This is a genomic window from Rhizobium sp. YS-1r, from assembly GCF_000757525.1.
Classification (GTDB): domain Bacteria; phylum Pseudomonadota; class Alphaproteobacteria; order Rhizobiales; family Rhizobiaceae; genus Neorhizobium; species Neorhizobium petrolearium.
In genome coordinates this window covers 518,139-541,884 of record NZ_JPYQ01000056.1, presented here as the reverse complement: position 1 = coordinate 541,884, position 23,746 = coordinate 518,139, and the positions used below count along the sequence as shown (strand labels likewise).

The following is a 23,746-nucleotide window of genomic DNA, read 5'->3' as shown; positions in this document are numbered from 1 at the left end:
TCACCAAAGCCTGTCGCGCAGCGCAAACCAAGTCAAGGCAAGGAAAAGCAGCGGAGTCCGCAGGCGCTGACCACCCGGGAAGGCCGGAATGTCGAGCGCCGCGAGGTGATCGAGTTCCGTTGCCTTGCCGGCGACCATATCAGCATAGAGTTTGCCACAATAGTTTGACAGCATCACACCATGGCCGGAATAGCCGCCGATCGAGGTGACGCCCGGCATGACCTCCTTCACGAAGGGCTGGCGCGGCAGGGTGATGCCGACATTGCCGCCCCAGGCGTGGGTGATTTCGACATTTTTCAATGCCGGATAGGTGGCGACGATCTGTTTGCGGATGGCATTGGCCGTGTCCTTTGGATCGCGTGAGGAATAGACCTCTCGCCCGCCGAACAGCAGGCGATTGTCGCGCGATTTGCGGAAATAGCGCACCACGAAGCGCGAATCGGCTACGGCCTCGCCGCCCGGAATAACGTCTGGGAAATCATCGAGCGGCGCTGTGGCGGCGATGAAGGAGCCGATTGGCATGATATGCGCGGCAGTGGCCGGTTCGAGGTTGCCGACATAGGCATTGGTGGCGACGAGCGCGCGATCAGTCGTCAGCACACCTGAAGGTGTCTCGATTACGATCTTGCCGTCCGGCCCATTCCGGGTGCGTCGAATGGCGGTCGCCTTCGTCATCTCATAAAGCTGCGCGCCGGCTTCCTGCGCCGCACGGGCGAGACCGACCAGCAGCTTCAGCGGATGGATATGGCCGGTGCCCATATCGCGGACACCGCAATAATAGTCCTTCGTGCCGAGCCGTTCTGCGGTCTCCCGCCGGTCCATGAAGGAGATGTGCGGATAGTCGTAGCGCTCCGCTGCGATCTCGGCGTTCGCGCGATACTCCTTGTCATGCCCGGGCTTATGGGAAACGTTCATCTGCCCCGGCATATAATCCATCTCGATGCCGTGGATTTTGGCAAAGTCGAGAAGATAACGCTTGGCATCCTCCGCCATATCGAACAGCGCCTTGGAACGTTCGTAGCCCAGTTCCTTTTCCAGGTCCTCCGGCCACCAGCGCTGTCCAGTGCCCATCTGGCCGCCGTTGCGGCCCGAGGCCCCGTCGCCGAAACGATGCGCTTCGATCAAGGCGACCGAAACACCCGATTTGGCAAGGTTGCAGGCCGCCTGGAGGCCGGTATAGCCGCCGCCGACAATGGCCACATCGACGGTTTTCGACCCGTCGAGAGCCGGATAGGCCGCCCGCTCGCCAACGGTTGCCTGATACCAGGAAATTCCCGGTGCGATCGGGCTCTGCCACGAATCCAAGGCCTTGGTCCTCACACGTTGAGAAGCAGGAATTCCCGCTCCCACGGGCTGATCACCTGCATGAAGGTCTCGAATTCGCCGCGTTTGACGCCGGCATAGATGCCGATGAACTCGGGACTGAAGACTTCCGCCAGCGCCGGCTCGGATTCGAGCAGGGAGACGGCTTCGAGCAAGCCGCGGGGCAGGTCTATCGATCCTTCATTCGCGGTGTCTTCCGTCGGCGGCTCCGGTTCCACTTCGTTGAGGATGCCGAGCAGTCCGCAGCCGAGCGAGGCGGCAAGCGCGAGATAGGGATTGGCGTCCGAACTCGGCAGCCGGTTCTCGACCCGGCGGGCCGCTGCGTCGGAGACCGGCACGCGGAAGGCCGTTGTTCTGTTGTCGTATCCCCAGGCATTATTGACAGGAGCGGACATGTCCGGCGTCAGGCGGCGGTAGGAGTTCACGTAAGGCGCCATCATCGCCAGTGTTTTGGGCACATAGGTCTGCATGCCGCCGATGAAGTGGAAGAAGGCCTTCGAGGCCGAGCCATCCGGATTGGAGAAGATGTTCTTCCTGGTCTCGATGTCGACGACGGACTGGTGGATATGCATGGCCGAACCCGGCTGGCCCTGCATTGGCTTCGCCATGAAGGTGGCATAGATGCCGTGCTTCATCGCCGCCTCGCGGATGGTGCGCTTGAACAGGAAGACCTGGTCCGCAAGCTCGACCGGATCGCCATGCCGTAGGTTTATCTCGAGCTGCGCCGGGCCTTCCTCATGAATGAGAGTGTCGATCTCCAGCCCCTGCTTTTCGGAGAAATGATAGATGTCGTCGATCAGTTCGTCGAATTCGTTGATGCCGGCGATCGAATAGCCCTGGCCGCCGAGGATGGAGCGTCCGGACCTGCCCTTCGGCGGATGCAGCGGATAGTCAGGGTCGTCGTTCTTGGCGACGAGGTAGAATTCGATTTCCGGCGCCACGACGGGTTTCCAGCCGCGCTCATTGTAGAGCCTGACGACGTTCTTCAAAACGTTGCGCGGCGTGTAGGAGACGGCCTTGCCATTCGTATCAATGATATCGCAGATCACCTGCGCCGTCGGGTCGGTTTCCCAGGGCACAACCGAGAGGGTGGAAAGATCCGGCATCAGTTTGAGATCGCTATCGCGAGGCTCGTAGCGGAAAGTGTCGGTTTCCTCCGGATATTCACCTGAGATCGTATGCCGGTAGAGGGCGGACGGCAGTGCCAGCGACGTGTTGGAGGTGAACTTGGAGGACGGCATCATCTTGCCGCGCGGAACGCCCGCAAGATCGGGCGTGATGCATTCCACGTCCTCGATCCCGCGCGCCCTCAGCCACGCAGTAGCCTCCCGCCAGCCCGACACGCCTCGAAGCGAGGTGAGTGTCGGTTGGGACGTGGCTGCTTTCAGCACCTTGCCTGTTTCGGGAGCGGGATTGGATTTCTTGCGCGGCATGAGACACCGGTAGGGTTGATCGGAGTTCCCATCATAACCACGGATTGGCGATTGGCGAGGGGGCGGCATTGACTTTGAATAAAGGATCGCGAAGAGCGGAGCGGAAGAAGTCAAGGAGCGGCGAGTGGCGCGGAAATTCGATGTGGTGATCCTGGGCGCAGGCGCGGCGGGGATGATGTGCGCGATCCGTGCAGGCCGGCGAAGCCGTTCCGTACTTCTGCTCGATCATGCCAGGGCGCCGGGCGAAAAGATTCGTATTTCCGGCGGCGGCCGTTGCAATTTCACCAATATCCACGCGAGCGCGAGGAACTTTCTCTCCGCCAATCCACACTTCGCCAAGTCTGCGCTCGCGCGTTTTACACCGCGCGATTTTCTCGACATGGTGGAAGCGCACAGGATCGCCTGGCACGAGAAGACGCTCGGTCAGCTTTTCTGCGACGAGAGCGCCAGGGACATCATCCGCATGCTGCTTTCCGAGATGAAGGCGGCAAACGTCGTTCTCGAACTGCAGAAGCAGATCACGGCGGTGGAGAAAACACCGGACGGCTTTCGCATCGCCACGCCCGATGGGGTGATCGAAGCCCGATCGCTGGTGGTCGCGACCGGTGGGAAGTCCATCCCGAAAATGGGCGCCACCGGTTTTGCCTATGAGATCGCCAGGCAATTCGGCTTCAAGATCGTGGAGCCGCGTCCGGCGCTGGTACCGCTGACGCTCGACCCGAACCTTCTGGAAAAGCTCGCGCCGCTTTCCGGCATCGCCGCGCCGGCCGAGGTCCGTCACGGCAAGACGACTTTCCGCGAAGCGTTGCTCTTTACCCACCGGGGGCTGAGCGGTCCCTCGATCCTGCAGATTTCTTCCTACTGGCGCGAGGGGGACGATATTACGCTCGTTATCGAACCGGATCTCGACATCGCGGCGATCCTCAGGGCGGCCCGCAAGACAAATGGACGGCAAGCGGCGCAGACTGTGCTTGCCGAGACGCTGCCGAAGCGCCTGGCGCAGTTTTTCGCTGAAAGTCGCGGTCTGCAGAATACCCATCTCGCAGATCTTTCCGACAAGGCGATCGATGGGCTTGCCACCTCTATCCAGAGCTGGACGATCCGGCCTGCCGGCTCGGAGGGTTACCGCACGGCAGAGGTCACACTGGGCGGCATAGATACGTTCGAACTGGATTCAAAGACCATGCAGGCGAAGGCGGTGCCGGGGCTTTATTTCATCGGCGAGTGCGTCGACATGACGGGTTGGCTCGGCGGCTACAATTTCCAATGGGCCTGGGCCTCGGGCCATGTTTGTGGGGAGGCTTTGTAGTATCGCGCGATTCAGCACTTCTTAATGTGCCTTCGCCATCCTGCCTTAATGCCAGCTAAATTCTGCGATTTAGTATTGGCATGCGCTGCCTGTCGGCTCGCCGCAGGACGCCAAGAGCAACAGTGTTTTGGGGTTAAAGACCTATGCAGAAAACCCGCCGTGCCCGCGCAATTGCCATCGCTCTGGTCCAGGACGACGCAAGGATGAAGCGGTTCAGGCTTTTGGCAATCGCGATCGGCGCCACCGCAGCGCTTCTGTCGGTTGCGGCGCTTTTCCATTAAGGCGCCTTCTGCTTCGATCCGATCGAATGCAGCCCTGCAAGGCAAATATCATATCGCCGCCTGATACAGGTCTGCTTGAGGCAGCACGTAGCAGTTACATTTAAATTCAGTAAATCTTTACGTATATCCTCAATATTAAAACGATTAGCTGGTCATATTGGGGAAGACTAGTCATGCCGAGATTACTGCCGACGTCCGTCGTATCGCGGATCGTATTCCTCTGTCTGTTTATGATCTTCATCGCGGTGATGGCAGTTGGCGGTCTTGCCTATGCCTATCTGCGCAGTGACATCATGGAGACGGCAAGGGTCGACGCCCGCAACGCCATGCGCACCATGAGCCTGTTCTATGATCTGGAACTGCCGGGTTCGGTGAGTGAAATCAAGAACGGGGCTCTGGTTCGTGTCACCCAGGGTGAGGGCAATCTGAACGACCATGGGATGGTCGACCGTACCGCGAGCGCAATCGGAGGTGTTGCGACCGTTTTCGAAAAGCGCGGTAGCGACTATGTCCGCGTCTCCACCAATGTGAAGACCGAGAAGGGCGAACGTGCGGTCGGCACGAAGCTCGCCGCCGATCACCCGGCGCAGCCCATCCTGGCGCGCGGCGAGGCCTATTTCGGGCCTGCAGTCCTGTTCGGCAGGGATTTCATGACCGGCTATTTCCCGATCACCGATGCCTCCAACGCGGTGACCGGGCTCCTTTTCATCGGCATCCCGATGGAAGTCTATTTCGAACATATTGCTGCTTCGGGCTACGTCGTAGTCGGCACGTCGCTCGCCGCTCTGATTCTGGTCGGTCTGGTGAGCTTCTTTACCCTCAGGGTGCTGCTCCGTCCGCTCGCCGTGCTGACCGGTACGGTTCATACGCTCTCCGGCGGAAACGATACTGTCGAAATCCCGTATATCGAGCGACACAATGAATTCGGCAATATTGCTCGCGCGCTGGAGATATTCCGGGACAATGCGCGGGAAAAGCTGCAGATCGAAAGCCGTAGTGCGCAGGAGCGCGCCGAGGCGGAGGCCGAACGCAATCGCAACGACATGGAAAAGCAGCGTGTCGACCGGCAGATCGACGTCGCTGTGAATGAGTTGGGTGCCGCGCTCGCGCGGTTGTCGCAGGGCGACCTTTCCAGCACCATCGAAACGGAATTCTCCGGCCGGCTGGAACAGCTGCGGACCGATTTCAACGGCTCCATCATCCGGCTGCGCGACACTCTTTCCCATATTCGGGAAAGCACGCTCGCCATCCAGAAGAGCAGCGCCGATCTCAGCCATTCGTCGTCTGAACTGGCCCGCCGCACCGAGACCCAGGCTGCCTCGTTGGAAGAGACGGCTGCCGCCGTGGAGGAGATTACGGCAACGGTCCGCTCCTCTGCCGAGCGGGCGCACGAAGCCAACAATGCGGTCGTACTGACGAGGAAGAGCGCCGACAGTTCAGGGACGGTCGTCAGCAATGCCATAGATGCGATGGGCCGGATCGAGGAAGCCTCGCAGAAGATCGAACTCATCATCGAGGTTATCGACGACATCGCCTTCCAGACCAATCTGCTTGCCCTCAACGCCGGCATCGAGGCAGCACGCGCCGGTGAGGCCGGCAAAGGCTTCGCCGTCGTGGCTCAGGAAGTGCGGGAGCTGGCGCAGCGCTCCGCCGGTGCGGCCAAGGAGATCAAGGAACTCATCAGCCAGTCGAGTGCCGAGGTCGGTTCAGGTGCTTCGCTCGTCCAGCATGCCGGTGAGGTACTCGCGTCGATCAGCCAACAGATCACCGGTATCAGCCAGCATGTGGAAATGATCGCCACCGCCAGCCAGGACCAGTCGGCGGCACTGCAGGACATCAATAACTCGGTCAACCGCATGGACCAGATGACTCAGCAGAACGGCGCCATGGTCGGCGAAACCAGTGAGGCGAGCCGATGCCTGGCGGATGAGGCGGATGCGCTGCTTCAGCTTGTGCAGCAGTTCCGTATCGACGAAGAAAGGTCGGCGCACCCGCAGGCCTCTCGCGTGGCCTGAGGACCGTCAACAGGATCGGAAGGAGCGGCAGCGATGCCGCTCCTTGCCGTTCTTCGTCCGCCGAGGAGTAGGATTGGACCGGTGAGCCAGCGCGGCAACGGTTCGCTAAACTGCTCATAAAAGCGATCTTCTGCCTGGCGGCAGTAGATCTCGCCCCTTGCACGGAATTGCCTGGCAAGATGGATAGCGACGACATTCTCATACATCGGAAATCTCCGTTCGAAAAAAGCCGTCTCCTTTCCTATAGATAAAAATATGCTTCTTGTACGGAATAAATCCGGCTATGTTTTTCACCCATGAAAAACATCAATTGGGATGCCTACGAGCTCTTCATGCAGGTGGCGCGCCATGGCGGGCTCTCCGGTGGCGCCGTCGCCACGGGATTGAGCCCCGCCACGATCGGCCGCCGCATGCTTGATCTTGAAGAGGCGATCGGTCGCCCGCTCTTCCTTCGCAGCCGCACGGGCTATCGGCTCACCGCCGAGGGTTCGGCCTTGTTTGCCCAGATTCTGGAAATGGAGGGGGCGGCTCGCCGCATTGAAAGCTGGAAGCGCGAAGGCACCGGTTCGCCGCTCGTAAGGGTCGCCTGCGGCACGTGGCTCGCCTGGATGTTCGCCCGGAACTTCTCGGCTGTCCGCACGGAGCAGGATCGTTTCCGCCTGGATTTCTATATCGCCGAGCGGCGTGCGAGCCTCGCGCATCGGGAAAGCGATATCGGTATCAGGGCCTTCGAACCCCAGGAGCCCAACCTGGCGGCAATCAAGCTGGGTGAAGTCGCCTATGCTGCTTATCGCGCCCGCAGCGCCCATCCGTCCATTGCAGACCGATGGCTCGCGGTTTCGGAGGAGGATGCCATTTCCGCCTACCTGCGCTGGCCGCATGAGAACCGGGCGGATCAGGTGGCCGTCACCGTCAACCGGCCCCGTTCGCTACGCGATCTTGCGCTCGCAGGCGCCGGCACGGCAGTATTGCCGTGCTTCGTAGGTGATCAGGACATGCGGCTGGAGCGCGTCGGCGAGGAGATCGCCGGCCTCCGCCATAGTCAGTGGACCGTAATGAACAACGACGATCGCCACCGCCGGGAAATCCGCACGGTGGTCGATCGCATGGTGAAGTTCATCAAGGGCCATGCCGAGCTCTTTGCCGGGCGCAGGCCTTAATTTACGGTGCGGTTGGTGACGATGACGGGGATCATCAGGTCGCCCCAGTGGCCGTCGCCGCCGTGATGCCGGGCGGAGCGGACGAGCTCAACCGAGACGCCGGCTTCGACTGCCTTCATGACAGCGTGGTTGAGGCGATGCAGGTCATTGGCGAGCGTTCGGATGGCTGCCTGTTGTTCGGCGGTCATGCTGCTGGCTTGTTCTTCTGCGCGTTCCTTGACGCGGGTCTGGACGTTCATGGCATTTCTCCTCTCTTTTGGTCGGGGTTTTTGAATGGAATTTCCGTCCTCTCCGCCCCCCGCTTCCGGGAGGAAAGCGGGGGGCGAGCGGGAGGGAACGCTATTACTCCGCGGCCGGGCGGAACTGGTCGTGCTCGGTCGATTCCTTCATGGCGGTCGTCGACGACTGGCCGCCGGTAATGGCGAGCGAGACCGCATCGAAGTAACCGGTGCCGACTTCGCGCTGGTGCTTGGTCGCCGTGTAGCCGTTGGCCTCGGCGGCGAATTCCGCTTCCTGCAGTTCCGAATAGGCGGCCATCTGCCGGTCCTTGTAACCGCGGGCCAATTCGAACATGCCGTAGTTCAACTGATGGAAGCCCGCGAGCGTGATGAACTGGAACTTGTAGCCCATCGCGCCGAGTTCCCGCTGGAACTTGGCGATCGTCGCATCGTCCAGGTTCTTCTTCCAGTTGAACGAGGGCGAGCAGTTGTAGGCGAGCTTCTTGCCCGGGTGAGCCTTGTGCACGCCTTCGGCGAATTTCCGCGCCTGCTCGAGGTCCGGCTTCGAGGTTTCGCACCAAATGAGATCGCAATAGGGGGCGTAGGCGACGGCGCGGGCAATGCAGGGTTCGAGCCCGTTCTTGACCTGGTAGAAGCCTTCGACCGTGCGGCCGGCATCGTAGTCGACGAAGGGGCGGTCGCGCTCGTCAATGTCGGAGGTCAGAAGCTTTGCCGCTTCCGCATCCGTACGGGCGATGACCAGCGTCGGAACACCCATGACGTCGGCGGCTAGCCGCGCGGCCGTCAGGTTGCGGATATGCGCAGCGGTGGGGATCAGCACCTTGCCGCCGAGATGGCCGCACTTCTTCTCCGAGGCCAACTGGTCTTCGTAGTGGACGCCTGCGGCGCCCGCTTCGATGAAGGCTTTCATGATCTCGAAGGCGTTGAGCGGCCCGCCGAAGCCTGCTTCCGCATCCGCAACGATCGGTGCGAACCAGGTTTCGACCGACAGGCCCTTGCCTTCCGCTGTCTCGATCTGGTCGGCGCGCTGCAGCGTCCGGTTGATGCGCTTGGCAAGCTCAGGCGCGGCATTGGCCGGATAGAGCGACTGGTCCGGATACATGGCGGAAGCCGTGTTGGCGTCTGCTGCGACCTGCCAGCCCGAGAGGTAGATCGCCTTCAGGCCGGCACGCACCATCTGCATGGCCTGGTTGCCCGAGAGCGCGCCCAGCGCGTTGACGAAGTTTTCCTCGTTGATGAGCTTCCAGAGCCGGTTCGCACCCATTTCAGCCAGCGAATATCGGATATCGACCGATCCGCGCAGTCGCTTGACCTCTTCGGCGCCATAGGGGCGCTCAATACCGTCGAAACGGCCTTTGGATGCCCCTGGAATCAGCGTGTAAAAACCTGTCATTTCTTTCTCCCATGTAAAACCGGTGACGGAGTCAATCTGATTTTGATGTGACTGAATTTACAGAGAAGAATGCTGCACTGCCAGAAAATAAGCGAAATATGGATTGGGAAAGAAGTTAGGATGTCTTGTCTTTCACAAAGACTTCGGTGAAAATGTCAAAATTGTAAAATCGGGTGATGACCCGAATTTGTAAAAATGGTGACAAATGGCCGAGCGGAAGATTTTTGCAGGCCCGCGCGTGCGGCGGGTGCGTCTGGGTCTCGGGCTGACCCAGACGGCGATGGCCGAGGCACTCGGCATCTCGCCTTCCTACCTGAACCTGATCGAGCGCAACCAGCGGCCGCTGACGGTCCAGCTCCTCTTGAAGCTCGCCTCCGTCTACAAGGTCGATCTCGATGCGCTGCAGGGCGAGGGCGGCGGCCTGGCGAGCCAGCTTCGCGAAGTGTTCGCCGATCCGCTGCTGGCTGGCGAAATCCCCGGCGATCAGGAAATCATCGAGGTCGCCGAGGCTGCGCCGAATGCGGCGCTTGGCATGATGAAGCTCTACCGCGCCTATCGCGAACAGGCGGCCCGGCTTTCGGACCTTTCCGATCTTCTGGCGCGCGAAGGGCATGAAACCTCGATTGCCGGCACGCGCCTGCCGATCGACGAAGTGCGGGAGGCCCTGGAGCGGCGGCCGAATTTCTTCGCGCGCATCGAGGATGCTGCGGAGGCTTTCTCAGCGAGACTTGGAACGGGTGACGAACTGCCCGGCGCCCTGAAGGCCTGGCTGAAGAGCGAGCATGGCATCGTCGTGCGCACGCTTCCCGTCCATGCCATGCCGAATCTGCGCCGCCGCTACGACCGCCATTCGATGCGGCTGTTCCTTTCGGAGCGGCTGTCGCCCTTCGATCGCACCCGGGAATTGGCCATGGAGGCGGCGCTTCTAGCTCTGGGGCAGGAGATCGCGGCGGAGCTCGACGAACTCTCCTTCTCCACCAACGAGGCGCGGCGCATCGGCCGTTTTGAACTTGCCCGCTATGCCGCCCATGCACTGATGATGCCCTATGGCGCGTTTCTCGGGGCAGCCCACCGTGCCCGCTATGACCTTGAGGTGCTGCGTTCGCGCTTCGAGGTTTCCTTTGAGCAGGCCGCCAACCGGTTGACCACATTGGTCCGTGTGGATGCCGGTGGAATACCGTTCTTCCTGCTCGAACTCGATCATGCGGGCAATGTGATCCGGCGGGCCGGCGCGCAAGGGTTTCCGCAGGCCCGTTTCGGCGGTCTCTGTCCGAAGCTCGGCATTCATTCCGCTTTTGCTCAGCCGGGCCAGATTCTTGCCGATCGCGTCGAAATGCCCGACGGGAGTGCATTTCTGACACTCTCGCGCACGCTCGAAGGGCCGCAGGCGGGGTTCGGTGAGCGCATCCGCCGCACCGCGGTCCTGCTCGGTTGTGATCTTTCGAGCGCAGGTGACACCGTTTATGGCGAGGCGCTTCCCCGAGCGACCGGTACTGTACTTGCCGGCACGGCCTGCCGTCTTTGCGAGCGGCAGGGCTGTCTTTCGCGCGCTGAGCCGCCGGTTACCCGACCGCTCGGACTTGACGAAATGGTAACCGGCTTGAGTGCCTTTGATTTCCAGTGACCTTTTCGGCACTGCACATTCCCCCTTGTGGGGAGAAAAATTCCTTTCTACTCTCGCAAAAACGATAAGGGAATTTGCGCACGGCTCCATAACCGCGCGGAAAAACTGGAACTGGAGAGATCATGAAAAACCGTTTGCTCAGCCTCGCCGCAGCCTTGGCCGCGTCGGCTTTTTCCGCGAATGCTGTCATGGCGCAGGAGCGGGAAGTCCATGTCTACAACTGGTCCGATTACATCGATGAATCGATCTTGGAGGACTTCACCAAGGAGACGGGCATCAAGGTCGTATATGACGTCTTTGACAGCAACGATCTTGTCGAAACCAAACTGCTGGCCGGCGGTTCGGGTTACGACGTCGTCGTTCCGACAGCTCCCTTCCTCGCACGTCAGATCCAGGCCGGCGTCTTCCAGAAACTTGACAAATCCAAGCTGCCGAACCTTTCGAATATGTGGCCGCAGGTCACGGAACGTCTCGCCAAATACGACCCCGGCAATGAATATGCCGTCAACTACATGTGGGGCACCACTGGCATCGGCTACAATGTAGACAAGGTTAAGGCCGCCCTTGGCGACGTGCCTGTCGATAGCTGGGATGTGCTGTTCAAGCCGGAGAATGCCGAGAAGCTGAAATCCTGCGGCATCAACATCCTCGACGCTTCCGACGAAACCTTTGCGATCGCGCTCAATTATCTCGGCAAGAACCCCGACAGCAAGGAGACGGCTGATCTGGAAGCGGGTGGCGAGGTCTATAAGAAAATTCGGCCCAACGTCAGGTCGTTCAACGCTTCAGCCTATATTGATGAACTCGCCAATGGCGACATTTGCGTCACGATCGGCTGGTCGGGCGATATCCTCCAGGCGAAGAGCCGCGCCGAGGAAGCCAAGAATGGCGTCAATGTCGAATATGTGATTCCGAAGGAAGGCACCTATATGTGGTTCGACAACCTCGCGATCCCCGCGGATGCGAAGAACGTCGAAGAGGCGCATGCCTTCATCAATTATCTGATGAAGCCGGAAATCATCGCCAAGGCCTCGAACTACGTGCAGTATGCCAACGGCAATCTTGCTTCCCAGAAATTTATCGACAAGGAAGTGCTCGAAAACCCGTCCGTCTATCCGCCGGAAGACGTCGTTTCGAAACTTTTCACCATCTCGCCCTACGGGCCTAAAGAGCAGCGCGTGCTGAACCGGGTCTGGACGCAGATCAAGACCGGTAGCTGAACAAAGGCGGGGCAGGCGGAAACGTCTGCCCCGAATGCTTTCAGGCTGTGATGGGGCGAAATGGGGCAAGGCATGGCGAAATCTCTTGGACCGGTAAAGCGCAAATTCTCTCCCTGGACCGATCCCTCGGCCGTTCCTTTCATCCGTTTCGAGAATATCACCAAGCGCTACGGTGATTTCACTGCCGTCGACAATCTGACCCTGGATATCTACGAGCGGGAATTCTTCTCGCTGCTCGGCCCTTCCGGTTGCGGCAAGACGACGCTGATGCGCATGCTGGCCGGCTTCGAGGAACCGACGGAGGGGCGCATCCTGCTGCAGGGCAAGGATATTTCCGGCGTGCCGCCCTATCGCCGGCCCACCAACATGATGTTCCAGAGCTACGCGCTCTTCCCGCACATGACGGTTGAGAAAAACATAGCCTTCGGCCTCGAACAGGATGGTCTCTCGAAAGTGGAGATCGCCACGCGCGTCGAGGAAATGCTGAAGCTCGTCAAGCTGGAGCCCTTCGCCAGGCGCAAGCCGGCGCAGCTTTCGGGTGGCCAGCGTCAGCGCGTCGCGCTCGCCCGTTCGCTGGCCAAGCGTCCGAAAGTGCTGCTGCTCGACGAACCGCTCGGCGCGCTCGACAGGAAGCTGCGCGAAGAGACGCAGTTCGAGCTGATGGACATCCAGACGAATCTCGGCCTCACCTTCCTGATCGTCACCCATGACCAGGAGGAGGCGATGACCGTGTCCGACCGCATCGCGGTGATGGACAAGGGCGTCATCATGCAGGTGGCGACGCCGGCGGAAATTTACGAGGCGCCGAACAGCCGTTACGTCGCGGATTTCATCGGCGACATCAACCTTTTCGAAGGCACCGTCTCATCGACCGAAAGCGCGCTTGGCGCGCCGGGGGCCGTGCGGATCGATTGCGATGGCATCACGGTGGCCGTCGAACAGGAATGCCAGGCGGTGAAGGGCGACAGGGTGACCTTCGCGATCCGGCCGGAAAAGGTGCGTATCTCGCCTGACCAGCCGTCCGATACCTCCGTCAACGCCGTCTACGGCGAAGTCTGGGACATCGGCTATCTCGGGGATTTTTCCGTCTTTCTGGTCAAGCTTGCCGACGATCGCATCGTCCGCGCCGCCCAGGCCAACGTCTCGCGCCTTGTCGACCGGCCGATAACCTTCGGCGACATGGTGTGGCTCACCTGGCCGCTCGATGCCGGCCTTGTTCTGACACGCTGAGCGGGAGAGAACGGATATGGCGAGCGTTTCCGAAACCCATGCCGCCAACAAGCCTGGCCCCGCCCGCTGGCTTGTGGTCTTGGTGCCCTATCTCTGGCTGTTGCTCTTCTTCGTGGCGCCCTTTTTGATCATCTTGAAGATCTCGCTGTCGGATACGGCGATCGCCATGCCGCCCTATGTGCCGGTCTTCCAGGGAGCGATCGGGGATTTTATCTCCAGGCTGGATTTCGAGAATTATCTTTTTCTGACGGAGGACCCGCTCTACATCAGGTCCTACCTGTCGTCGCTCAGGATCGCGCTGATCTCCACCCTCCTGCTGCTGCTGATCGGTTATCCCATGGCGCTTGCCATGGCCCGCGCGCCTTCGATGCTCAGGCCGACCCTGGTGATGCTCGTCATCCTGCCCTTCTGGACCTCGTTCCTGATCCGGGTCTATGCCTGGATCGGCATCCTGAAGCCGGACGGCCTTCTGACGTTGCTCTTTCAGACGATCGGCCTCATGGGACCGAACGAGCAGGTGCAGATATTCCGCACCGATATCGCCGTCTTCATCGGTATCGTCTATTCCTATCTGCCCTTCATGGTCCTGCCGCTCTATTCGGCGCTGGAGAAAATGGACAATACGCTGCTGGAAGCCGCGAGCGATCTCGGCTGCACGCCGCTGAAGGCATTCTGGAAGATCACGTTCCCGCTGTCGCTGCCGGGTGTCGTCGCCGGCTCGCTGATCTGCTTCATTCCGATTACCGGCGAATTCGTCATTCCGGATCTTTTGGGCGGCGCCGATACGCTGATGATCGGCAAGACGCTCTGGACGGAGTTTTTCGGCAACCGCGACTGGCCGCTCGCATCGGCCGTGGCGGTAATCCTCCTGATCCTGCTGGTCGTGCCGATCGCGATCTTCCAGAACCAGCAGAAGAAGGTGGCCTGAAATGAAATCGTCTCGTTTCGACGCCACGGTCCTGACGCTGGGTTTCGCTTTCCTCTATATCCCGATCATCATCCTGGTAATCTATTCCTTCAATGCTTCCCGTCTGGTGACGGTCTGGGGCGGCTTTTCGTTTCAATGGTACCGCACGATGTGGTCGAACCAGGGCCTGATGGACGCCGCCTGGATTACGGCACGGGTCGGTGTCCTTAGCGCCACGATCGGTACCGTTCTCGGCACGCTTGCTGCTCTTTCGCTCGTGCGTTTTTCCCGCTTTCCGGGCCGGATGCTGTTTTCGGGCATGATCTATGCGCCGCTCGTCATGCCGGAGGTCATCACCGGCCTGTCGTTGCTGTTGTTGTTCGTAGCGGTTGGGGTCGACCGCGGCTTCTGGACGGTCGTCATCGCGCACACGACGTTCACCATGTGTTATGTGGCGATCGTCGTGCAGTCACGCCTCATGACCTTCGACCGCAGCCTGGAGGAGGCGGCGCTCGATCTCGGCTGCCCGCCGGTCAAGACCTTCTTCAGGATCACTCTGCCGTTGATCATGCCGGCGGTGATCGCCGGCTGGATGCTCGCTTTCACGCTGTCGCTTGATGATCTGGTGATCGCGAGTTTCACGACCGGCCCCGGCGCGACGACCCTGCCGATCAAGATCTATTCCCAGGTGAGGTTGGGCGTGACGCCGGAAATCAACGCCATCTGTACCATTCTCATCGGCTTGGTCACGCTGGGTGTCATCGCCGCGTCGATCAGCACAAAACGGGCCGAGCTTCGCCGTATCCGTGACGAGCATGTCGCGCTGCGCGGGGCGACCTGATGGGGCAAGTGCAGCAGGACCGTTTATTGAGCGGGCTTGGCTGGAGTTTGCGAAATCGCCCAGATGACCGGGTTCGGCCAGGACCCGCCGATGAAGACGATGAACGGCGTGACGTTCGGGGTCGAGGTCGTTGGCTCAATGCTGGCGGAGAGCGCCAGACTGTTGCTGGCATAGGGAATAACGCCGGAAAGTGAGAGTGTTTCTCCGCCGCTAATGACTTTGCCGTCCAGAATATCGGCCGAACCGCCTTCAAGATTGGCCGATATGTCGATGCTGTCGAACTCGAAGTTGCCGCTGCCGGCCTCGCTGAGAGGGAAGTAAGTTTTCTGCGTCGCAAGCTGCCGGACGCCCGCGAGGTTCACGCCTGGCAGGAAACCACGTTCCGTGCGCAAGCGGATGCTTCCCTTTCCGTCCCGCCACGCCGTGGCAGTCAGCGGCTGGTCGGTATCAAGCGACAGGTCCAGCGATCCGCGCGCGATGGGGAGTGGCCCGGCCAATCCGAGTTCGCGGACGATGTTGCCGAAGTCGGCACTCTGAACGGAAAGCCGCAAGGCGATCCCGCCGGCCCCTTCGTTCTTGATCGTGGCGATCCGGCCGGTGAGGCGCCCGGTTTCGAAATCGCTGTCGGCAATGTCGATACGAGACTGGTCTGCGGTCTTCATCACGCTGATGGCAGCCTCGGAGATCTGGAAGGGACCGAGCCTTGCCTGCTGTGCGGAAAGTCTGAGGTCGAGTTCAAGGCCATTGTGCAGATCAACATTGCCATTGGCATCTTTCATGCCCGAGGGGGCGATCGCATCAAGAATCCCGGAAAGATCCATCCGGTCGAATGCGAGTGTGCCGGTCAGTCTCGGCAATCGGTTCGGCGGAAGCAGAAGATCGAGGATGCCCGTCGCCTTCGCGTCATTGAGGCCGAGGGACAGGTTCTCGAAGCGCAGGAAATCGTCATTGGTCACCAACCGGGCGTTGAACGAAAGGCTTTTTAACCGTTCAGCACCGGCGAGTCTTACGCTGGCCCAGTCCATGAGCGCGGGAAGATCGGGAACCGTAAAATCGGCCTCGCCGGAAAGGAAACCGTGAATCGCAAGGTTGGCAACGCCATCGAAGCGACCGTGGAATAGATCGGACCGGATTGTGCCGGATGCATTGCCGCTTTTGCCGGAGAGCAGCAGCAGAGGTTGCGTTGAACTCATGTCCAGGCTCAGCCTGCGACCGTTGAATTCCGCATCGGCTATTATCTCAAGGCGACGGGAAAGCCAGGGCCATTGCAGCGTACCATTGATGGCCGAGAAATGCGTGACGTGGCCGCTCGAAACATCGGAAATTTCCAGAATCCCGTTGGTGATGCGGACCTCGCCCATTTGGGCGTCGTCATCGGAAGCGAGTGCCTGACCATTGCCGTCCGCCTTGGCGTCCCGAACAGCACGACTGAGCAGTCCGTCATTTGCCCAATCAAGTCGCCCGCTCGCATCCCGTAAAACGTAGATCTCCGGACGGGTGAGGCGAAAATCCTGGAACTCTGGCTTGCCAATCACGGCTTCGAAAAGATCGAATGAAGCGGAAAGCCGCGACACCCGCCCGAGTACCCGCTCGCCGCTCTCTGTCGGCTTGCGGATTGTGATGTCTCGCAGCGTGATGCGCGGCTCGGGCCAGAACCGGATGTCCGGTTGCCCTTCGATCGTTACATTGTGGCCTGTCCATTGGGCAACCGCCCGCTCCATGCCCTCCCGCACGGCGGTCGAGGAGATGAGGAATGGCGCGACGATCTGAAAAAGCGCAAAAAGGCTCAATACGGAGAGGGCGGTCATCAGCAAGCGTCGCCACCGCCGGCCAAGCGGGCGGCGCAAGTTTTTCAAGAGATTTCCAAACCCGTTGGTGTGCATGTTCCAGGCGAATATAGGAAATGACGACCCTGCGCAAATCCGCGCCACGTCCTGCTGCTGTCCTCTTTATCATGCGGTGCAACATGCTATACAGGCCGACGCTTGGGCTTCGCGCTCGCAGTACACGGATGGGAGGAGGATTGGGAATGGGCAACGAACAGCCGCTATGGAGCCCCTCGAAGGAAGCGCAGCAGAAGACGCCGCTTTTTCAGTTCATGGAATGGTGTGCGGAGCGCTATGGAAAGAGCTTTCCGGATTACGATTCTTTTTACACGTGGTCGATCATGGAGCGCGGCGATTTCTGGTCGGCGGTCTGGGAATTCTGTGGCGTCAGAGGCGAGCGGGGGGCTCGCGCGCTGATCGACGGTGAGGATATGCTCGCCGCCCGTTTCTTCCCCGATGCGAGGTTGAACTTCGCCGAGAACCTTCTGACCGGAACCGGCGCGGGTGACGCGCTGATCTTCCGCGGTGAGGACAAAGTGAGCTACCGCTGGTCCTGGGACAGGCTGCGCGAGGAAGTTTCCCGCCTCCAGCAGGCTTTCAGGGCACTCGGCATAGAAAAGGGCGATCGTGTCGCCGCCATGATGCCCAACATGCCGGAGACGATCGCATGCATGCTCGCCACCGCCTCGATCGGCGCGATCTGGTCCTCCTGTTCGCCCGATTTCGGCGAGCAGGGCGTGCTCGACCGTTTCGGCCAGATCGGTCCGAGGCTCTTCATCACCTGCGATGCCTACTGGTACAACGGCAAACTTCAGGATGTCGCCGCCAAGGTGAAGGCGGTTTCCGTGGTCCTGAACGCGCCGGTCCTCGTCGTGCCCTATGCCGGCGATGCGCCGGCGCTGGCCGCGTCGCTTGCCGATGGCCGGACGCTTGCAGATTTCATGGCGCCCTTCAAGGCGAAGGCGATTGAATTCGAGCCGCTGCCCTTCTCGCATCCGCTTTACATCCTCTTTTCGTCCGGCACGACGGGGGTGCCGAAATGCATCGTCCATTCGGCCGGCGGCACGCTCCTGCAGCACCTGAAGGAACATCGCTTCCATTGCAGTATCGAGCCCGGCGAAAAGCTCTTCTATTTCACCACCTGCGGCTGGATGATGTGGAACTGGCTGGTCTCCGGCCTTGCGGTCGGCGCCACGCTCTGCCTGTTTGATGGCTCGCCTTTCGCACCGGATGGCAATGTGCTGTTCGACTATGCGCAGGACGAGCGGTTTGCGGTGTTCGGCACATCGGCAAAGTATATCGATGCCGTTCGCAAGGGCGGTATCGTGCCGAAAGAGAGCCATGATCTCTCGGCGCTTCGGCTGATGACCTCGACGGGTTCGCCGCTCTCGCCGGAAGGCTTTTCCTTTGTCTACGAAGGCATCAAGAGTGATGTGCATCTGGCCTCGATCTCGGGGGGGACCGATATCGTTTCCTGTTTCGTGCTCGGCAATCCGCTGAAGCCCGTCTGGCGTGGCGAGATCCAGGGGCCTGGTCTCGGTCTGGCCGTCGATGTCTGGAACGACGACGGCAAACCGGTACGGGGAGAGAAGGGAGAACTCGTCTGCACCAAGGCCTTCCCTTCCATGCCGGTCATGTTCTGGAACGACCCGGACGGAGAGAAATACCGCGCAGCCTATTTCGAGCGTTTCGACAACGTCTGGTGCCACGGCGATTTCGCCGAGTGGACCGAGCATGGCGGCATCGTCATCCACGGCCGCTCGGACGCGACGCTCAATCCCGGCGGCGTGCGCATCGGCACGGCCGAGATCTACAATCAGGTGGAGCAGATGGAAGAGGTCGCGGAAGCGATCTGCATCGGCCAGGATTGGGATGATGACGTGCGCGTCATTCTCTTCGTCCGCCTAGCCCGTGACCTCACGCTCGACGATGATCTCGTCAAGGCGATCAAGAACCGCATCCGCACCGGCGCCTCGCCCCGCCATGTGCCGGTCAAGGTCATCCAGGTAACCGATATTCCGCGCACCAAGTCGGGCAAGATCGTCGAACTGGCGGTCCGCGACGTGGTGCATGGCCGGCCGGTCAAGAACAAGGAAGCTCTCGCCAACCCGGAAGCGCTCGACCTGTTCGCCGGCCTTGCCGAATTGAAGAACTGAATGCGGGCATCAAGGTGTGTCAGGATGATGCATCCCGGAGGGAAATTCCCAAAAATGGGCGCCGTTAACCTCCCGTTAAGCCGCATTGATCAAAAGTGGCGCAACATGGACTCATCCGGTGTATGGAAGGCGCGTAGCCGCGAGCTTTCATAGACATGATGTCTCCACCGACCCTCGTTGGACAGCATTTAACTTTAAAGGCAGCTTTGGCTGCCTTTCTTTTGAAATGATCTGCACTTTTAGATTGCTGTCACGACTTAATGCAATTTGTCCAGGGATCGCGAAACCAGCACTACGGGAATGAGTCCGGCCAGGACGATGATGATTGAGGCGACGGATGAATCTTCGATCCTCGCTCGCGAAGCGTCTTCGTAGACGAGGGTCGCAAGTGTGTTGAAGTTGAACGGGCGAAGCAGGATCGTCGCGGACAGTTCCTTCATAGTTTCAATGAAGACGAAGAGTGCAGCGGTCAGCAGTGCGGGGCGCATGTTGGGTAGAAGCACTGACCAAAGCGTCTGGCGGCGGTTCCGACCGAGCGCACGAGCCGCCATATCGAGATGCGGCGAAAGTTTCTGAAAGCCGGCATCGAGATTGCCCTCCGCCATGGTCATGAACCGTACCGTGCAGGCATAGACGATCGCAAATCCGGTGCCCGAAAGCAGAAGTCCGGTCGAAATTCCAAAGCTGGTCCGCAGGAGGCCGTCGACGGCATTGTCGAAGCCGGCAAGCGGAATGAGAACGCCGATGGCCAGCACCGTACCCGGAACTCCGTAGCCGAGAGAAGCAGCCCGTCCGGCAAAGCCCGTCAAAGCGGATCGTTCGCTGCGGGCAGCATAGGAGAGGATGAAGCCAAGGCAGACCGCACAGAGAGCCGCCGCCGCCGAGACGGCGACGCTGTTCCAGAATGCATTGATGAGCCGCGGATCGGCAAAGTCCTCGATGCGTGCCACTGCAAAGCGGCCCATGACCAGGAACGGGATGAGGAAGCCGATCGCCACAGGCAGGGCGCAGAAGGCGGTCGCGAGCCAGGCCCTTGTTCGGGGAAGCTGCGGCCGGGTGACACCACTGGCAGGCGCGGTCGTCCTGTTGCCTGCAAAACGTTGCTGGCGGCGGGCGGTGCGCTCGATGAGGATCACCACAGCGACGAAGAGCAGCAGGATGGCGGCGATCTGCGCTGCGCCGGAAAGACTGCCGCGGTTGAGCCAGGTATCATAGATCGCAAAGGTCAGCGTATTGACGCCGAGGAATTCCACCGCGCCGATATCGTTCAGCGTCTCCATCATCACCAGCGTCAGGCCGATCATGATCGCCGGCCGTGCCATCGGTATCTGCACCTTGAGGAATACGCGAAGCGGTCCGGCACCGAGCGTGCGCGCGACATCGGCGGCCGCGCGTCCTTGCATCATGAACATCGATCGGCAGGCGAGATAGACATAGGGGTAAAGCACGGAAGAAAGCACGAGCACCGCTCCGCCGAGCGAGCGGATATCCGGAAACCAATAGTCGCGGGCTGTCCGGTAACCAAAGATTTGCCGGTACCAGGTCTGCATGGGCCCTGTGAAATCCAGGAATTCTCCGAAAGCGTAGGCGGCAAGATAGGAAGGGATCGCAAGCGGCAGCACCAGGGCGGCGGAGAGCAGCCGGCGACCGGGAAACTCGAAGCTCGTCACCAGCCAGGCTGTAAGAATGCCGAAAATGGCGGTCACCATTCCGGTGAAGAACAGCAGCCGGATAGTCCTGCCAGTGGCGCGCGGCACGACGTTGGCGATCACATGCTGCCAAGTGTCGTCGCCGCCCGATGCGGCAATCCAGATGATGGCCAGGATCGGCATCGCGACGATGACCGCTATCCCCATCGCGATCAAGGACAACGATCGGCGTGGCTGACGCGCTTTTGGCGCCACGACGGGAGATACTGAAACCTGCAAACTCCACTCCTCTTTATAGGAGGAGTGCTAAAGCGCGCCGGCTCAGTTCGCAAGCACCCTTGGCGAGGGGAAGCTGATTTCCACCAGCGTGCCCTCGTTCGGCGCGGAGGTGATCGCAAAGGCGGCCCGGTTCGCATCCACCATCGCCTTGGTGAGCGGCAGGCCAAGCCCGGTGCCGTCGCCACGCCTGCGGGAACTGCCTGCTACCTGCCGGAACGGCTTCATGGCAAGCTCGAGTTCCGAGCGGGTCATGCCGATACCCGTGTCGCGGATGCGCAGCACCACGTTGCCGTTCGACTCGTAGGCCGTCGAGACGACGATCTGCCCGCCCGAAGGCGTGAAGCGGATGGCGTTCGACAGGATGTTGAGCACGATCTGCTTGATCGAGCGAAGATCGGCGACGACAGGCGGCACGGCATGCGACAGCGCGGTGCGGATGATCACCCGCTGGCTGTTTGCCTGCGGTTGCACCAGCGAAACGGCTTCCGAAACAGTCTCGTTGAGGCCGACGGAGACGAAATCGAGTTCCATCTCGCCCGCTTCGATCTTGGAAATATCGAGCAGGTCGTTGACGATGTCGAGTACATGCCGGCCCGAGCGGCCGATGTCGTTGGCATATTCGACGTAGCGCGGGTGGCCGATCGGCCCGAAGCGCTCGGTCGCCATCATGTCGGCGAAGCCGATGATCGCGTTGAGCGGCGTACGGATCTCATGGCTCACATGGGCGAGGAACTCGCTCTTGTGGGCATTCGCCGTTTCGGCGGCACGCTTGGCGGTGCGCAACTCGTCTTCCGTGCGTTTCCACTGGGTGATGTCGCGGATGACGGCGCAGTAGCCGTTGGAGGAGGTGAGCTTGCCGATCGTCATGAAGAGCGGCAGGAATCCGCCCGATGCCTCGCGGCCGATCACCTCGCGGCCGTCGTTCAGCACGCTCGCGACGCCGTGGCCCGAAAGCCCGCTGAGGTAATCCAGAATGGCCCGCTGGCTTTCATGCGCAAAGAGCGTGACGAAGGGTTTGCCGTTGATTTCTTCGTTGTCGTAGTTGAAAAGCGCGCTCGCCGCCCTGTTCAGGGAACGGATATCGCCTTCCGCGCCGATGATCACGACACCATCGGTCGCCGTTTCCAGGATGGCGCGCAACTCCTCCACTTCGACCTGGAGCCTTGCCAGTTGGTCGGCGGGCCGCAGGGGCCGAATCGGGATGACCTCGCTCGCTTCGCCGCTCTCGGATATTGCCGAACTTTCGGCGGAGACGGGCATCAGGGCCAGCATCAGCGCGGTTGTATCGTCAAAGCGGACGGACTGCAGGCGGGCCGTCACCGGTACGATGACGTCGTCGGCCCGCACGACGACCATGCCGCCGGCCTCCGTCGTCTTGCCTTCCAAATCCTGGCGCTGCAGGAGCGCGTCAAGGCCGCCGACTTCCACCAGTGCATCGATAGACGCATAGCCGGTGAGCCGTAGGAATTCCGGATTGCCGTGGATCAGCCGGTCGCCGCTATGTATCAGAAGCGCCACCGGCATCTGGTCGATGATTTCGGCGGAAAAACCGATCCTTTCCCGCACCGGGATCATCCGGTTCAGGATCTCGCGGTCGGAAAACTCCGATTGCAGGTCTGCCGGCTCTTCCGCAGCCGTCTCACTGTCCTCGGCTGGCCCGTCCGGCATATCGGCCAAAGCCTCGTTCGCTGTCTCCGCGAAAGCCGCCGCTTCGGCGTCGGAAATTTCTTCTTCGAGAGCGGCCTGCTCTTTCGATGTGTCCTGCGCCTCGATCAGGCTTTCCGGCGAAGCATCGTCAACCGCTTCGGGTGCTGTAAGGTTGAAGCCTTCGCCCTGCGGCGTTTCGGCCCCCTTTGCAACTGGTTCGATCCGCTCCACGGCGGGCGTTTCCGGTTCAGCCGGAGTTTCAGGCGTTTCCTCGTCGCGTCGACCGACGAAATCGTCAAGCTGGCGGGCAATCTCGCGAAATGCCGCCTGCTCGCCGGGCGTCAATCCATCGCGGCGGTTGGAGCGCCGCTCTTCGAGCTGGATCACCTTGTCGGAATGGCGACGGCCAGGATTTTCCACGATCTTAAGCGCAGGGCGTTCGCCTTCCGGCCAGTCGAGCAGGGAGGGGGCCTGTCCGCCGAACGCGGGCGCCTGAGCCTCCTCCGATGGCCGATCCGAAGAGCGCTCTTCGGCGGCGTTTTCTTCGTCAGGCTGGAGGGTGATCTCTTCCGCCTGCAATTCAGGCGCTTCCTGCAAAGTCTCAATCGGTTCTGCGGTCGTATCTGTCTCCGGCCCGACGGCGTCCTCCGGTACGGTGCGGGTCAGCGTGAGGCCGATTGCGTTCGGGTCCTCGGTCGCGTCGCCGATCCGCACGATGCCGAACCCCCGGAAACCGTCGAACTCGCGGGTGCGCGTATAAGTCGGCAAGGCGGCAAGATCGACCGGCACCATGAGCGATGTTCCCTCGACCGGCCACCAGATGGTCTTGCCGGACCAGGTATCGCGCTTGTTGAGCAGTTCTGCGATCTTTCCGTCCGGATCGAGATGGAAGAGCGCAGCGAGATCGGTAAAGGCCATGCCGTTGATATCAGCCGCATGCGGGCCGACCGCATCGGCGAATTCGCTCGAAACCTCGCTGAACCGGCCCTCCGCATCGATCTTCCAGACAAAACGGGTGGCACGGCCGTCGCGGCGGAAGGCGAAGGCCGACGGTTCGGATGTAAGAGTGCGGACCACGGGTGTTCTCGGTGCGGACTCGGCATCGATTGCTGCTGCGGGTGCAGCCTGTTCGACCGCAACGACCTCTGTAGTCTCCGTGTCCGGAACGAGTTCCTCCGTCGGTTCCACTATGTCTGCCGTTCCATCGGCGGATG

General features: G+C 60.8%; 17 protein-coding genes. 10 read left to right on the top strand and 7 right to left on the bottom strand.

The annotated features are described in order from the left end of the window. A complete protein-coding gene (locus tag JL39_RS28235; RefSeq protein WP_200884018.1) occupies positions 1-1,305 on the bottom strand; it encodes an FAD-binding oxidoreductase in 1,305 nt (434 codons plus the stop codon). Positions 1,306-1,316: 11 nt separating this feature from the next. Beyond that, positions 1,317-2,756, bottom strand: a complete 1,440-nt coding sequence (locus JL39_RS28230; protein WP_037158645.1) for a glutamine synthetase family protein — start codon at positions 2,754-2,756, stop codon at positions 1,317-1,319. 124 nt (positions 2,757-2,880) lie between these two features. On the opposite strand from JL39_RS28230, the gene JL39_RS28225 reads away from it, so the two are divergent. The 4 genes from JL39_RS28225 (at position 2,881) to JL39_RS28215 (ending at position 7,521) form a co-directional block, all read left to right on the top strand. Further along, positions 2,881-4,065 carry an NAD(P)/FAD-dependent oxidoreductase gene (locus tag JL39_RS28225; protein ID WP_037158642.1) on the top strand — a complete coding sequence of 395 codons (1,185 nt, stop codon included), beginning with the start codon at positions 2,881-2,883 and terminating at the stop codon, positions 4,063-4,065. Between the two features lie 143 nt (positions 4,066-4,208). Further along, entirely contained in the window at positions 4,209-4,346 is a 138-nt protein-coding gene (locus JL39_RS32250) for a hypothetical protein (protein WP_200884017.1), read from the top strand. Positions 4,347-4,519: 173 nt separating this feature from the next. Then, positions 4,520-6,361, top strand: a complete 1,842-nt coding sequence (locus JL39_RS28220; RefSeq protein WP_037158639.1) for a methyl-accepting chemotaxis protein — start codon at positions 4,520-4,522, stop codon at positions 6,359-6,361. 296 nt (positions 6,362-6,657) lie between these two features. Beyond that, on the top strand, positions 6,658-7,521 hold the full coding sequence (locus JL39_RS28215; protein ID WP_037158637.1) for a LysR family transcriptional regulator: 864 nt from the start codon (positions 6,658-6,660) through the stop codon (positions 7,519-7,521). Here the strand turns inward: JL39_RS28215 and JL39_RS28210 are convergent. Together JL39_RS28210 and aceA are read right to left on the bottom strand one after the other, a co-directional pair. Then, positions 7,518-7,760 carry a hypothetical protein gene (locus tag JL39_RS28210; RefSeq protein ID WP_037158634.1) on the bottom strand — a complete coding sequence of 81 codons (243 nt, stop codon included), beginning with the start codon at positions 7,758-7,760 and terminating at the stop codon, positions 7,518-7,520. The genes JL39_RS28215 and JL39_RS28210 overlap by 4 nt on opposite strands. A 103-nt stretch (positions 7,761-7,863) precedes the next feature. After that, positions 7,864-9,153, bottom strand: a complete 1,290-nt coding sequence (gene aceA / locus JL39_RS28205) for an isocitrate lyase (RefSeq protein ID WP_037158631.1) — start codon at positions 9,151-9,153, stop codon at positions 7,864-7,866. Between the two features lie 205 nt (positions 9,154-9,358). Between aceA and JL39_RS28200 the strand changes: the two genes are divergently transcribed. The 5 genes from JL39_RS28200 (at position 9,359) to JL39_RS28180 (ending at position 14,975) form a co-directional block, all read left to right on the top strand. After that, complete coding sequence (locus JL39_RS28200) at positions 9,359-10,777, top strand: XRE family transcriptional regulator (protein WP_037158628.1); 1,419 nt, start codon at positions 9,359-9,361, stop codon at positions 10,775-10,777. Between the two features lie 122 nt (positions 10,778-10,899). Beyond that, positions 10,900-11,997: a polyamine ABC transporter substrate-binding protein gene (locus JL39_RS28195; RefSeq protein ID WP_037158625.1), complete on the top strand. Its 1,098-nt coding sequence runs from the start codon at positions 10,900-10,902 to the stop codon at positions 11,995-11,997. A 72-nt stretch (positions 11,998-12,069) separates the two neighbouring features. Then, positions 12,070-13,227 carry an ABC transporter ATP-binding protein gene (locus JL39_RS28190; RefSeq protein WP_037158622.1) on the top strand — a complete coding sequence of 386 codons (1,158 nt, stop codon included), beginning with the start codon at positions 12,070-12,072 and terminating at the stop codon, positions 13,225-13,227. Positions 13,228-13,243: 16 nt separating this feature from the next. Further along, a complete protein-coding gene (locus JL39_RS28185; RefSeq protein ID WP_037158619.1) occupies positions 13,244-14,155 on the top strand; it encodes an ABC transporter permease subunit in 912 nt (303 codons plus the stop codon). Position 14,156: 1 nt separating this feature from the next. Beyond that, a complete protein-coding gene (locus JL39_RS28180) occupies positions 14,157-14,975 on the top strand; it encodes an ABC transporter permease (RefSeq protein WP_037158616.1) in 819 nt (272 codons plus the stop codon). A 23-nt stretch (positions 14,976-14,998) separates the two neighbouring features. Here JL39_RS28180 and JL39_RS28175 read toward each other — a convergent pair whose 3' ends face one another. Beyond that, positions 14,999-16,783, bottom strand: coding sequence for an AsmA-like C-terminal region-containing protein (locus JL39_RS28175; protein ID WP_244446987.1), 1,785 nt, complete (start codon positions 16,781-16,783; stop codon positions 14,999-15,001). 221 nt (positions 16,784-17,004) lie between these two features. Between JL39_RS28175 and JL39_RS28170 the strand changes: the two genes are divergently transcribed. Next, positions 17,005-18,957, top strand: coding sequence for an acetoacetate--CoA ligase (locus JL39_RS28170; RefSeq protein WP_037158613.1), 1,953 nt, complete (start codon positions 17,005-17,007; stop codon positions 18,955-18,957). Positions 18,958-19,214: 257 nt separating this feature from the next. Here the strand turns inward: JL39_RS28170 and JL39_RS28165 are convergent, their stop codons facing one another. Both JL39_RS28165 and JL39_RS31375 read right to left on the bottom strand, forming a co-directional pair. After that, a complete protein-coding gene (locus tag JL39_RS28165) occupies positions 19,215-20,813 on the bottom strand; it encodes an iron ABC transporter permease (protein ID WP_081953024.1) in 1,599 nt (532 codons plus the stop codon). Between the two features lie 114 nt (positions 20,814-20,927). After that, a partial coding sequence (locus JL39_RS31375; RefSeq protein WP_152601316.1) for an ATP-binding protein occupies positions 20,928-23,746 on the bottom strand: 2,819 nt, incomplete at its 5' end.

What these genes read in the sequence shown, in the direction of transcription:
- JL39_RS28170 (WP_037158613.1), top strand. Translation starts at nt 17,005, where the DNA reads ATGGGCAACGAACAGCCGCTATGGAGCCCCTCGAAGGAAGCGCAGCAG.
- JL39_RS28230 (WP_037158645.1), bottom strand. Translation starts at nt 2,756, where the DNA reads ATGCCGCGCAAGAAATCCAATCCCGCTCCCGAAACAGGCAAGGTGCTG.
- JL39_RS28200 (WP_037158628.1), top strand. Translation starts at nt 9,359, where the DNA reads ATGGCCGAGCGGAAGATTTTTGCAGGCCCGCGCGTGCGGCGGGTGCGT.
- JL39_RS32250 (WP_200884017.1), top strand. Translation starts at nt 4,209, where the DNA reads ATGCAGAAAACCCGCCGTGCCCGCGCAATTGCCATCGCTCTGGTCCAG.
- JL39_RS28215 (WP_037158637.1), top strand. Translation starts at nt 6,658, where the DNA reads ATGAAAAACATCAATTGGGATGCCTACGAGCTCTTCATGCAGGTGGCG.
- JL39_RS28195 (WP_037158625.1), top strand. Translation starts at nt 10,900, where the DNA reads ATGAAAAACCGTTTGCTCAGCCTCGCCGCAGCCTTGGCCGCGTCGGCT.
- JL39_RS28180 (WP_037158616.1), top strand. Translation starts at nt 14,157, where the DNA reads ATGAAATCGTCTCGTTTCGACGCCACGGTCCTGACGCTGGGTTTCGCT.
- JL39_RS28185 (WP_037158619.1), top strand. Translation starts at nt 13,244, where the DNA reads ATGGCGAGCGTTTCCGAAACCCATGCCGCCAACAAGCCTGGCCCCGCC.
- aceA (WP_037158631.1), bottom strand. Translation starts at nt 9,153, where the DNA reads ATGACAGGTTTTTACACGCTGATTCCAGGGGCATCCAAAGGCCGTTTC.
- JL39_RS28190 (WP_037158622.1), top strand. Translation starts at nt 12,070, where the DNA reads ATGGCGAAATCTCTTGGACCGGTAAAGCGCAAATTCTCTCCCTGGACC.
- JL39_RS28210 (WP_037158634.1), bottom strand. Translation starts at nt 7,760, where the DNA reads ATGAACGTCCAGACCCGCGTCAAGGAACGCGCAGAAGAACAAGCCAGC.
- JL39_RS28165 (WP_081953024.1), bottom strand. Translation starts at nt 20,813, where the DNA reads ATGGGGATAGCGGTCATCGTCGCGATGCCGATCCTGGCCATCATCTGG.
- JL39_RS28220 (WP_037158639.1), top strand. Translation starts at nt 4,520, where the DNA reads ATGCCGAGATTACTGCCGACGTCCGTCGTATCGCGGATCGTATTCCTC.
- JL39_RS28175 (WP_244446987.1), bottom strand. Translation starts at nt 16,783, where the DNA reads ATGACCGCCCTCTCCGTATTGAGCCTTTTTGCGCTTTTTCAGATCGTC.